Source organism: Segatella maculosa OT 289 (assembly GCF_000243015.1).
Lineage (GTDB): Bacteria > Bacteroidota > Bacteroidia > Bacteroidales > Bacteroidaceae > Prevotella > Prevotella maculosa.
On record NZ_JH594502.1, the window covers coordinates 170,198 to 182,873 of the forward strand.

Annotated in this window: 9 protein-coding genes; all 9 read right to left on the reverse strand. The window is 47.2% G+C overall.

From position 1 onward, the window contains the following. Window positions 1–974: 974 nt before the first annotated feature. Entirely contained in the window at window positions 975–2,288 is a 1,314-nt protein-coding gene (gene der, locus HMPREF9944_RS04825) for a ribosome biogenesis GTPase Der (protein ID WP_008564848.1), read from the reverse strand. A gap of 125 nt (window positions 2,289–2,413) precedes the next feature. Further along, entirely contained in the window at window positions 2,414–3,298 is an 885-nt protein-coding gene (era, locus tag HMPREF9944_RS04830; RefSeq protein ID WP_044113374.1) for a GTPase Era, read from the reverse strand. Between the two features lie 102 nt (window positions 3,299–3,400). Beyond that, complete coding sequence (locus HMPREF9944_RS04835; protein ID WP_008564850.1) at window positions 3,401–4,420, reverse strand: beta-ketoacyl-ACP synthase III; 1,020 nt, start codon at window positions 4,418–4,420, stop codon at window positions 3,401–3,403. Then, a complete protein-coding gene (rpmF, locus tag HMPREF9944_RS12695; RefSeq protein ID WP_008564851.1) occupies window positions 4,420–4,605 on the reverse strand; it encodes a 50S ribosomal protein L32 in 186 nt (61 codons plus the stop codon). The genes HMPREF9944_RS04835 and rpmF overlap by 1 nt, the downstream gene beginning before the upstream one ends. Before the next feature lie 27 nt (window positions 4,606–4,632). Next, a complete protein-coding gene (locus HMPREF9944_RS04840) occupies window positions 4,633–5,160 on the reverse strand; it encodes a YceD family protein (RefSeq protein ID WP_008564852.1) in 528 nt (175 codons plus the stop codon). Between the two features lie 288 nt (window positions 5,161–5,448). Beyond that, window positions 5,449–6,594, reverse strand: a complete 1,146-nt coding sequence (locus tag HMPREF9944_RS04845; RefSeq protein WP_008564853.1) for a DUF1735 and LamG domain-containing protein — start codon at window positions 6,592–6,594, stop codon at window positions 5,449–5,451. Between the two features lie 37 nt (window positions 6,595–6,631). Continuing rightward, window positions 6,632–7,750 (reverse strand): glycoside hydrolase family 18, encoded by a 1,119-nt coding sequence (locus HMPREF9944_RS04850; RefSeq protein ID WP_008564854.1) that lies wholly within the window; start codon window positions 7,748–7,750, stop codon window positions 6,632–6,634. A gap of 18 nt (window positions 7,751–7,768) precedes the next feature. Continuing rightward, a complete protein-coding gene (locus tag HMPREF9944_RS04855; protein WP_044113433.1) occupies window positions 7,769–9,394 on the reverse strand; it encodes a RagB/SusD family nutrient uptake outer membrane protein in 1,626 nt (541 codons plus the stop codon). A 12-nt stretch (window positions 9,395–9,406) separates the two neighbouring features. Continuing rightward, window positions 9,407–12,541 carry a SusC/RagA family TonB-linked outer membrane protein gene (locus HMPREF9944_RS04860; RefSeq protein WP_008564856.1) on the reverse strand — a complete coding sequence of 1,045 codons (3,135 nt, stop codon included), beginning with the start codon at window positions 12,539–12,541 and terminating at the stop codon, window positions 9,407–9,409. Window positions 12,542–12,676: the final 135 nt, after the last annotated feature.

Sequence of the window (12,676 nt, forward strand, 5' to 3'; positions counted from 1 at the left end):
ACAATTGTTTTTTGCCATTTTCTCAAGGATTTTGCTTAGAAACAATTGTTTTTTGCCATTTCCATGAGGATTTTGCTTAGAAACAATTGTTTTTTAACATTTCCTTAAGGATTTTACTTAGAAACAATTGTTTTTTGTCGTTTCCACAAGGATTTTACTTAGAAATAATTGTTTTTTGCAATTTCCACAAGATTTTTGCTTTCCGAGGCCTCGGAAAGCCGTCGTCCGATGATTTTTTACTTTCCGAGGCCTCGGAAATGCTATCGCCCGAGGATTTTTACTTTCCGAGGCCTCGGAAAGCCATCGTCCGATGATTTTTTGCTTTCCGAGGACTCGGAAAGTGCATCGTCCGATGATTTTTTGCTTTCCGAGGCCTCGGAAATGCCACCGTCCGATGATTTTTTACTTTCCGAGGCCTCGGAAACGTCATCGTCCGCGGATTTTTACTTTCCGAGGCCTCGGAAATGTCGTCGTCCGAAGATTTTTTGCTTTCCGAGGCCTCGGAAACGTTATCGTCCGATGATTTTGATTTCCAAAGAGTTAGAATAGCGTCGTCCGAAGATTTTTGCTTTCCAAGGGGTTGGAAAGTGCGTCGTCCGAAGATTTTTGCTTTCCAAGGGGTTGGAGAGTGCGTCGTCTGATGATTTTTTGCTTTCCAAGGGGTTGGAAAGTGCATCGTCCGATGATTTTTTACTTTCCAAGGGGTTTGAAAGTGCATCGTCCGATGATTTTTTACTTTCCAAGGGGTTGGAAAGGTCGCAGACCGATGGATTTTGATAAAAAATGTTGTCGGAAAGGTGCATGACAAATGCCCCCTACGCTCCGGAGGGGAGGGTAGGGGGCAGTTCGTTCGTGGCTGTCTTTCGGACGGAGTTTCCATGAGCGGGGCGTCTATGGTTGCCTTCCGGTAGTGGTTTCCATGAGCGGGGCGTTCGTGGCTGCCTTTCGGCATGGGTTGCCGTGGGCAAATGGGGTTATTTCTGCCTGATGAAGATGTTGATGGGGCAGCCGTGCATGGACCAGTTTTCTCGTATCTTGTTTTCGAGGAACCGACGGTAGTTTTCTTTCACATACTGGGGCAGATTGGCGTAGAAGACGAAGGAAGGTATCTGCGTGTTGGGTAGCTGTGTGCAATACTTGATTTTGATGTATTTCCCTTTGATGCTTGGTGGGGGAAAGGCCTCGATGATGGGCAGCATGACCTCGTTGAGCTTGGCCGTACCGACGCGTGCCTTCCGATTGAGGTAGACTTGCTTGGCTGTTTCGAGCACGCGGAAAATGCGCTGCTTGGTGAGGGCGGAGGCGAAGATGATGGGGAAATCTACGAAGGGCGCCATGCGGCTGCGTATGGCGGCTTCGAAGGTGTTGATGACTTTTTGTGATTTGTCTTCGACGAGGTCCCATTTGTTGACGACGACGACGAGACTTTTGTTGTTTTTCTGTATGAGTTGGAAGATGTTCATGTCCTGTGCTTCGATGCCGCGCGTCGCGTCGAGCATGAGGAGGCAAACGTCGCTGTTTTCGATGGCCCTTATGGAGCGCATGACGCTGTAGAACTCGAGGTCTTCGGTGACTTTGTTTTTTCGTCGGATTCCGGCTGTGTCGACGAGATAAAAGTCGAATCCGAACTTGCCGAAGCGTGTGTAGATGCTGTCGCGCGTGGTTCCGGCTATCTCGGTGACGATGTTGCGGTCTTCGCCGATGAAGGCGTTGATGATGCTGCTTTTGCCTGCGTTTGGTCGCCCGACGACGGCGAACCGTGGTATCTCTTCTTCGATGATTTCGGGATTTTCTTGCGGAAGCATGTCTACGAGGGTGTCGAGTAGGTCGCCGGTTCCGCCGCCGGTGGCTGCGCTGATGCATCGCGGCTCTCCGAGCCCCAGTTTGTAGAACTCGGCTGCTTCGTAATAGGCGCTGCTGTTGTCCACTTTATTGGCTACGAGTATCGTTGGGAGTTTCGCGCGGCGCAGGATTGTTGCGACGTCTTCGTCCCAGTCGGTTACGCCGGTGGTGACGTCGACGAGGAAAAGTACGAGGTCGGCTTCTTGGGTGGCGACGATGACCTGTCGTCGTATTGCGTCTTCGAAGATATCGTCGGAGTTTACGACCCATCCACCGGTGTCGACGACGGAAAACTCCTTTGCGTTCCATGTGCATTTGCCGTATTGGCGGTCTCGGGTGGTGCCTGCCGTTTCGCTGACGATGGCGCGGCGCGACTGCGTGAGTCGGTTGAAAAGCGTTGATTTTCCGACGTTGGGTCGGCCTACGATTGCTACTAAATTTGCCATATTTTGTTTGATTTCTGAAGTTATGCGTTCTTCGGCCCTCCTTTTTGCGGAGAGTGTGCCCTCTTTCTATTCAGGGCCGGGGGTGTTTTGTCTGCCTTGGTTTGTGGGTGGGCGTCGGGGGAGGTTTACGTGGGGTTGTACCCGAAGTTGTCGAGTTCGCGCTGCGACGATCGCCAGTCTTTGTCTACTTTGACGAAGGTTTCGAGGAAGATTTTCTTTCCGAAGAAGCGTTCCAAGGTTTTTCGCGACTCGGTGTTCACTTTCTTCAATGCTACGCCCTGATGGCCGATGATGATGCCCTTCTGGCTGTCGCGTTCTACGTAGATAATGGCGTTGACGTGGATTTTTGTGTCGTCTTCCTTGAATCGCTCCACGCGGACTTCCACGCTGTAGGGGATTTCCTTGTCGTAGTAGAGTAGGATTTTCTCGCGAATGATTTCGCTGACGAAAAACCGGGCCGGTTTGTCGGTCAACTGCTCCTTGTCGAAATAAGCCGGCGACTCGGGAAGGAGCTCCTTGATGCGCTTCAGGAGTATGTCGACGCCGAACTTGTTTTTGGCCGAGAGCGGTAATATTTCGGCGTTGGGAAGCAGCGCGTGCCATCGTGTGACGATGTCGCCGAGTGTTTTTTGGTCGCTCTCGTCAATTTTGTTGATCAGAAGCAACACGGGAATCGCCATCTTCCTGACTTTGTCCAAAAAGTCTAAGTTTTTCTCGGGATTCTCTACGACGTCGGTCACATACAGCAGAATATCGGCGTCCTTAAGTGCTGACTCCGAAAAAGCCAGCATCATTTCCTGCATCTTGTAGTTGGGCTTCAGGACACCGGGCGTGTCGGAGAAGACGATTTGGCAGTCGTCTGTGTTGACGATGCCCATGATGCGGTGGCGCGTTGTTTGTGCCTTGAATGTGGCGATGCTGATGCGCTCGCCGACGAGTTGGTTCATCAGCGTACTTTTCCCCACGTTTGGGTTGCCCACTATGTTCACAAATCCTGCTTTATGCGTCATTATTTTACTATCGATGTTTAGCGTTGAAACAAAAAACGCATCGTCTCTTATCATACCAATAAGAAAGATGCGTTTCTTTGTTGTATTTATGTTCTGTTGAGACTACTTCACCGTGGCTGCAGAAGCACCGTCGTAGGCCCACTTCAGATAGGAAGCGCCGTTGACGAAGCCAGCTCCGAAGCCGGTGAAGATGATTTTATCGCCTTTCTTGAGGTCCTTTTCAAAGTCCCAAAGCACGAGCGGCATGCAGGCTGCGCTGGTGTTCCCGTAGTGCTGAATGTTCACCAGAACTTTCTCCATCGGTGCCCCAATACGCTTGGCCACGGCCTCAATGATGCGCAGATTGGCTTGATGAGGAATGATATGGTCGATGTCGTCTATCGTCAGGTTGTTGCGCTTCAGCAACTCTTCGCAGTCGTCGCCCATTGCAGTGACGGCATAACGGAAGACGAAACGCCCCTCCTGATAGGTGTAGTGCATGCGGTGATCAACAGAATAATGCGATGAGGGGCAAACCGAGCCGCCCGCCTTGACATGCAGGAACGGGAGTCCCTTGCCGTCCGTACGATGGAAAGAGTCAATCAAGCCGATGTTCTCTTCCTCTGTCGCTTCCACCATGACAGCTCCGGCACCATCGCCGAAGAGCGGGCAAGTGGCACGGTCTTGATAGTCGGTGATAGCCGACATCTTGTCGGCACCAATCACGATGATACGCTTGTGGCGACCGCTCTGAATCATATTGCAAGCTACGTCGAGTGCATACATGAATCCGCAGCAGGCAGCGGCGAAGTCGAATGCAAAGGCATTCTTCAGTCCCAGCTTGCCCAGCACGATAGATGCTGTCGATGGATGAATATAATCAGGAGTAGTGGTTGCTACAAGAAGCGCATCAATGCTATCGGGGTCGGCACCGGTCTTCTTCATCAAGAGTTTGGCAGCTTTGCGGGCCATATACGATGTGCCCAGACCTTCTTCGGTCAACAGCCGACGCTCCTTGATGCCGGTACGCGTGACTATCCACTCATCGTTGGTGTCTACCATGCGCGACAGTTCCTCGTTGTTGAGGACGTAATCGGGAACATAGCCGGCGACACCCGTGATGATAGCGTTGATATTTCCCATTATTCAGCGACTTCCTTAACAATGGCTACCTTGCCTCTGTAGTAACCGCACGTGGGGCATACGGTGTGATAAACGTAATAGGCGCTGCAATTCGGGCATACGGCCAACGTCGGGGCTACTGCCTTATCATGCGTTCTTCTTTTGAGTGTACGAGTCTTTGACTGTCTTCTTTTAGGATGTGCCATAATCTTTTAATTTTAATCTTTTGTTTTTTAATCTTCAAGTTTCAGGTCGGACAGCGCCGCCCATCGCGGATCCACAGGTCGCTCTGCTTTGTCCTCGCTGCTTCGGGCAGCGGCATGTGCTTCGAGCATACCAATCATGGCAGGATTGCATTTACCGGGTGCATGCACGTGCCTGATGGGAATACTGAGCGCTATGGATTCATAAACAAACCATGCGACATCGAGTATTCCTTCGTCCTCGGCCACTGTCACAAGGTCGTCCTCTTCGGCGTAGCTATCTCCGAACCGGGCAGCCAATCGGCCGTCGGCAGCTATGGGCTGCTCCATGTCGTCCAGACAAAGGTCGCAAGGAACGGCAACGCTGCCAACGGTATGAAAGTCTATGTCGAAACAATCGCCGGTGCGGTTCACCGTCACCGTTGTCTTCAACTGCCCATGCTGCACTTCTGCGGTCTCTAACGACCGGAAAAATGCATCATCAAGGTCGAATTCAAAGATGCTTCGTCCCTGTTCTAATGCCTTGAGGTCAATCTGACAGGTTGTCGAACTTTCCATACCGGCTGCAAAGGTAAATAAAAAAAAGGAAACGCACAAGAGACACACGGAAAAAGTTGCAGAAACCTATCACAGACGCTCTGTCAGCCCATCTGATACACACAAAAAAACCTCCCCAAAGCCCACCCCTAACCCCTCCCGAGGGAGGGGGGAAGAAGCCTCTCCCCCAACCCCTCTCCTTGGGAGATTTCTGCTCCCCGATAACGGGGAGACCGAGAGGGGTGGCTGGGGGAGAGGCTTTCTCCCCTCCTTTGGAGGGGGCGGTTGAGGCTCTTATTATTGAAAAAGTTAGTGGATACTTTCCATTGTCAGAGGCTCGTCAAGCTGTTTAATTTCAATACCACTCATACGGCATTCTATACCTTTTGCAGCATCGGTAATGGTATTTGTTCCTGTTTTTTCAGTACCGTTCATCTTGAAATAAAGCTCTAAACCATCGGATTTAGGATCTACACCCAACATATTTTGCTTGATTTGATTTTCAGTCCGCGCTACGTTCCATACGCGAATTTCACTCATATAGCCATAGAACGGGCGTTCTCCCCAAGGGAAGCTGGGAATTTTCCCAATGTTAAAGCCCACATCTGAATTGAAGTCTAAGCTTGGAATATTCCATGCAGACTCGGCCCATTTCACACCATTTACATACATTACAGTCTTACCTGAAGCTTGATCATAGGTTAATGCCAAATGATACCACTTGTTGATTTGTAGCTTTTCGGGAGCTTCGTAGTGTTGACGGCCTGCGGCTTGCAAAATTCCAGAAGGTATTCCACCACCTTCATCGCCTACACGGAGTATCATTAAGCCTTCTGTTCCCATAATTGTACTGTTGTCTCCGAACCACATAGAGTTAATTAAGGCCTCAAAGGTGAAGGACTTAAATAGCGTTCCGCTGGGGAATTTCACAGAAACATAGTCGCTATAGAACAAGGCTGCTTTTGTAATCTTGATGGGCTTTGCCATTAAAATATATGCAATATCCTCGCCTTCAATAACGGGAACCGAGCTTGAATGCAACTGAATAGGCAGCATATAGGTTTTACCCTCTTCCAGCTTATCAAGGTTTTTGAGCGTTAAAGACACCTTTTCTGCATAGAGTTTCCCGGTTTCTACCGACGAGGCTTCCTTGGTAAAAGCTGCATCTTCATTCTTAAATGTCTTATAGTTGGTGCCATATTTACTGTTATAGGCAGCAACCAACGAGGGATCGGCCAAAGAATAGGATACGGCAACGGTAGAATTCACTTTGTTTGAGATGCGTGCTGTGATATCGACAGTTAAGGTGTTACCACTGCTGGGCATTGTGACTTGTTGCAAGTTATTCTCAAAATAAGCCTTTGGCTTTAGCAAATCGCTCTCACTGTCTTGGCAACTCATCACACAGAATGCGGCGATGCCCATAGCGATATGTTTAAAAATATGCTTATTCATATTTATTTTCTTTTTAATGATACGTTCGTTTCATGTCTTAAGGATGAGAAGCGTTTCCCATTCTTTCTTTAAACACTTGTTGATTAATCTGAATAGCCTGACGCATCCACTTGTAATTCGGTGTATTGTCATAATCGTTATCGAAGCGATAAGCACCGACGCCACCTTTGTATCCTTTAGTGGGCATGCTCTTAGCCTGACGCAACAGTACACCTCCCGACTTGAACGAAGATTCGAAGTTGTCGGTAGTGATGATGGTTTTGGGGTCGACGTCGTAGTAATCGAAGTAAGTCATGCGTCCATATGACTGATCAATCCAATAATCAACATAGCCATCTAAGGCTTTCGTCAATGGGCTGAAGTGACCATCGATACAGATTAATCGGTGCCCCTTATGTTCGGGATCGCTCTTTGGACCAATGTATTTATTCATCTCTTTTACCAAGTAAATGAGGTCTGCATTGGTGCTCAACGTGCCGTCCATGTCAAAGACTCCGCTTCCGATTTCCCAGTCGATGTCGTAACCATCCCAGTCATTGGCCACGAGAGAGTCACACAAAGCCTTGGCAAAACGTGCTAAAGCCTCTTTGTGATTGTCGGAACCAACGACACCATTAAAGCCCCAAAACTTCCAGCGAGCCTTTTTCTTGGCCTCTTCAACACGGCTTAGATCATTAGCCCAACCTTCTTTTTCGGCTTGCTTCTCTACTTCATCATAAACAGACTGTGGCGTTCTTCCCTTGCCGATATACGACAACAGTGTCACCTCTAACAGCTTCGTCCCCTTTACCTTCTGCACAAACTCCTTATCAGCCTTTTGTTCGGGTGTGATGGTGAAGCGATTGGGTGCGCCACTCCACATCGAAACAATGTCCATGCTGTCGGGCATTGAAGTGAGATAACCACGGCGATAGGTTCCGGCAGGCGACCAATTGGAATACCAACCGAAAGCAACCGGGCGACCATAATTCACAGCTTGTTGTTTATAAGCTCTCAAGTCGGCATAATATTTCTCGCTTTCAGCGTTGTTCATCGTATTGTAGCCACCAATATGATCATAGGGCTTATTTTCTATTTCAGTCATATCGCTACAAGCGCAGAACGTGAATGCCGCACAAAGCGATAGCAACAGACTTGCATATTTGAATATCTTCATGTCTTTTTCTTTTAAGGATTAGTGATTTTTATTATCCCACCATAGGCGTGTCCCTGCTTTGTCTTGGCCGCCACGAAGTAGCTTTCGGGCATTTTCTAAGTTTGTAAGATCTTCTTGTGAAGTAGCTTTATTGGTAGGGAAGCGCATACGACGAATGCCAATCTCGCTGTCTACCTCGCCGTTACTGTAGTTGGTTACCACGCTATGTAGCTTGGGATAGCCCGTTCTTCGATACTCGCTCCATGCTTCTTGCCCATTGGGATAGAGGGCAATCCACTTCTGTATCATGATTTTCTCTAACTTTTCTTCATCGGTTCCTGTCCATTCAGTGGTCGCTTCCGAAACGGCTGCTACATTAACATTTACACTTGGTGTGTAAACATGCAGACTATAAGCAGAGGGTTTGAGTCCCGAGTTAATGTAACTTGATACTTCTGAGGCAGCAATACCATGCTCTTCAAAAGACATTTCAATACCTTTCTTATAGAGTGCTTCTGCAGTTTGTCCAACAGAAAAGCCATGTAGTGCAGCTTCTGCTAACAAGAAGTAGACCTCGGAGGCACGCATCCAATAGGTAGGAGTCGCGTTTGTAATCGCCGGGCGTGAGGTGTTCTTAAAGGTACTGTTAGAAGCTACATCGTGACCGGTTGGTACAGCCATATATTTTCCAAATATTCCAACGGTAACTGCTTGCGAGAGTGTACTCGTATTGAAGTATTTGGGTAAACGAGGATCTTGATAGCCGCCCAAGTAAGCCAGCATTGACGACCCCATACGACACTCATTGTATTGGTTAATGAGGTCGTCGAGGTTGTTTTTGAATACCAATCCAGCTCCTTTCTCCATCTTTGCTTCGTCGTCTTTGCTCTTTATCACACCATAAGGATGTTGAATGGCTTGCATGGCATATTGTTTTGAGAGCGTAGCATCAGCATAGTACACACGCATAGCCAAACGCAACATTAACGAGTTGGCATAGACAACCCACTTCTTTACATCACCTCCGTAAACGGCATCGGCATTAGGTAAGAGTGTTGTTGTACCATTATTGGCATACTTTGTGAGCACATCAATAGCTGATGTGAGTTCTTTAAACATAGCTTTATATACCTCTTCTTGACTGTCATAGGGAACCGTGATGAGTCCTTTACCTGCTTGTTTATAAGGAATAGGACCAAACATGTCGGTTGCTTTATGCCAAGCCGAGATTTTTAAGATTTGAGCTAAAGCAAAAGCTTCTGGGAACTGCGTCTCGGTTTTACCTTTAAGATCCTGCCAAAGGGGTACAATTGTTGAGTAGGCTTCCGCATAGGACGATGCAACCCAACCATCTTTAAGGAAATAGTTAAGGTTGTTGGGGCCACCCCAGTTGTTATTCTGGCCGAAATAGCCACTCCAACAATCAGCCGCAAGGTTATAAGCGGTCTGATATCTGTTCACGACAGCAGTTCCGTCTGCCTGAGTTCCCACTGGGAAGACACATTTTTCCATTGCAGTAATCGGACCACCGATGGAAATACCATCCATCAATCCTTCCTCGGGAAGCAGCTCAAACTCATTCGTATTGACCCGTTCGAAATCACAAGCAGTGAGCAGTGATAGTGCAAGGACACCTACGATATATTTATATGTTTTCGTTTTCATCTTCATATTCGATTAAAATTTGAATTTAACACTGAAACCATAACTCTTCAAACTGGGCTGCATGAAGTAGTCATTGCCCTGTCCATAAGTACCTGTTGAAGCTGTAAGCTCTGGATCGAAAGGTGCTTTGCAGTAGATCATCCATGGATTTGTGGCAACGAAAGAGAGGGTCAGGTCCTTGATAATGTTCTTAAACCAACGTGAGTCAAACTTATAGCTCAACGTCAACTCTTGCAAGCGCACGTTCGTTGCACTGTAAGTGTAGTAACCGGCGAGATCGTTTTCTCCCGTAGCTGTGAGCATATAGTATTTCTTTGCATCGTATAATCCTTGATTGGGCAGCATAACGCCTCCGGCATCTCGAGCATCTGCCGAAGCCTTTGATACACCAAAGCGGTCCAACAGTGCCTGAGTCGACGATGTCACAACGCCGCCAAAGCGTGCATTGAGTAAGAAGCTCAGACCAAAGTTCTTATAAGTAAAGCTGTTATTCCAACCCATCGTGAAGTCGGGAGTGGTCTTTCCCAAATAGATAGGGTCGACTGTTTCCAAGCCAATACCGCCTGAGGGGCTCACATTCACGAAGCCTTGGTTATCTTTGGCTAATACTTTGCGCGCATAAATATCGTTGATTGAGCCACCAACTTTCAGCAAAACGCGGCCTTTGTCTTTTGATACTTCAGGGATATTGATGGGCTTCGGACTCATTGGATGATAATAATCTTTCACCATTTCCTTGATTTCGTTGATGTTCTTAGCATATACCAACGAAGAGTTCCATTGCACTCCACCAAAGTTATCATTATAGCTTAAGGCCATTTCTATGCCTCGGTTTTCTACATTACCAGCCTGAAGATATACTGCCTTATAACCGGAACTCTCGGGTAAATCGCCGATAAAGGTTTGGTTATAGGTATTAGACTTATACAAAGTAAGATCTAAAGACAACTTGTTCCAAAAGCGAGCGGTCAATCCTACCTCATAAGATTTCGTGCGTTCAGCCTTGTAATCAGTGAAAGGATAGATGTCGGTCGACTTCAAACTACCACCAATAAGAGGCGTTGTGATGGTTCCCGGCGTCATACCCGAACGTGAAACAGGAGAACCTACTTCGGTATATGAACCGCGAACTTTCAGATAAGAAATGAAAGTTGGCAGCTTCACCATCTCAGAAATGATACCCGAAAGGCCCACGGAAGGATAGAAGAAAGACTCTTCTGATGAGTTGACAAGGCGTGAATTCCAGTCATTTCTTCCTGTTACAGTAAGATAAAGCATACTCTTCCAACCCACTTCGGCACTTGCAAAGGCTGCAACATTGCGTACTTTCGAGTCACCTCCGGCCTCACGCACTTTGCTATCGGCAGGGTCTATGTTCTGTAAAGAAAACTTGTTGGGCACTAATACCAAATTACCTCCATAGCCACGCGTGAGCGATGCATAATCAGAATAGCTATAACCTACGTTGGCCGCAATGCTGAAGTCGTTAAAGCGCTTGTTGATATTGGCGATAGCATCAATATAAGTCTGGTGATCCTTGTAGTTATAATAGTCGTAAGCACCATTCTTCTTGGCAAAATAATCAAACGAAGAGGCATAAATCTTACGCTCGCTCGTCATGAAAGTTTGATCTAAACGCACACGACCCGCTACGCTTAACCAATCAAATACATTGTAGGTGAGCCCTGCGTTGAACATGAAACGGTCTTTGTCATCGGGTGCCAAGTTGCGATAAGCCGTCCAATAAGGGTTCTGGTTGGCATATCGACTATCGCTAATCGGCCAATATTGTGTGGGGAAGTTTCTCACATTGTCATAGCGTTCGAAAGTCTTTATGCTCTCAAACGATTCGCCACGAGGATAAAGATAGGCTGCAACGATAGGGTTCCAGTATTCTCCTTGTGATACCATGTTGTTATCTTTCTGTTTAATATAAGAAGCACCAAGGTCAAGTTGCACCTTCTTATTAAACATGCTGGTCGTATTTCTAACCGTGAAATTGTAGCGATCATAGGTGTTGTTGGGCACGATACCTCGTGAATTGGTAGTCGCTATGGAGGCAAACGTCTGGTTGATTTCGTTACCTGCATTCACAGTTAGGGCATTAATGAAGTTCGTTCCAGTGCGGAAGAAATCCTTTCTCGGGTCATACGAACTGGGAGTTGCGAGCTTTTCACCCCAACTTTCATACGAACCTTGCTTGTTGCCATACCTATTTTGAAACTCGGGCATCAGCAATGGAGAACTGAAATCGGCTGCACTCGAGAACGCAATCTCAACTCTTCCTTCCTTACCTTTCTTTGTTGTGATAAGAATGGCACCATTAGCGGCGTTACTTCCATAAAGTGCTGCGGCAGAAGGGCCAGCCAAGACGTTAATACTTTCAATATCTTCGGGGTTAAGGTCGGCAATGCCTTCACTACTGACGCGACCTTCGCCCATAATACCACTATCTGTTCCACCACTGAAGTTAAAGACTGGAATACCATCAATGACATACAAAACGTTATTGTCTCCTTCAATAGATTTGGCACCGCGCATGATGACACGTGTTGCGCCTCCTACGCCACTGGCACTCTTGGAGATGTTGACACCTGCCACTTTTCCGTTTAGTGAGTTCACGAAGTTGGCATCCTTGTTCCGCGTTAGCTCGTCGGCCGACACCTTTTGAACGTTGTAGCTCAAAGCCTTTTCTGCACGCTTGATACCCAAAGCCGTCACAACAACTTGGTCTATCGTGTGTGCTTCGGGCTTCAATGTGATGTGAAGCTCTCCGTTTCCCGTGACTTTCACCTCCTGTGTGTTCATTCCAATGTAACTGACAAAAAGCGTTGCGCCCCTTGGAGCAGTAAGAACAAACTTGCCGTCAAGGTCACTTGTCGTGCCATTGACGCCGTTTTTAGCGTCCTTTACACGTACTGTTGCACCAATAACAGGCTCACCTGTATTGTCAACAATCGTACCTGTCACTTTCACATTGGCATTAGACTGCTGTGTTTCCTGAGTCTTCATTGCTGTTACGTTCGTGCCCGCAGCAATCAAATTCTTGCTGAATTTCTCAGCCGAAGCAACATGATTACCGGCAAAAACTTCTAAACAGCAGCAAGATAGGAAAACACTTACTGATAGAATCTTTCCTGTTTTCATTAGACTTGTAAATTTGTTAACACTTAAATTTATTTAGAGTAACCCTTACGAGTCTTCGCAAGGGGCTGCCTCAAAATTCAGGTTTCGTTATTTTCTTATTTTTGTTTAGGTATTTAATGATAATACAAATGTATA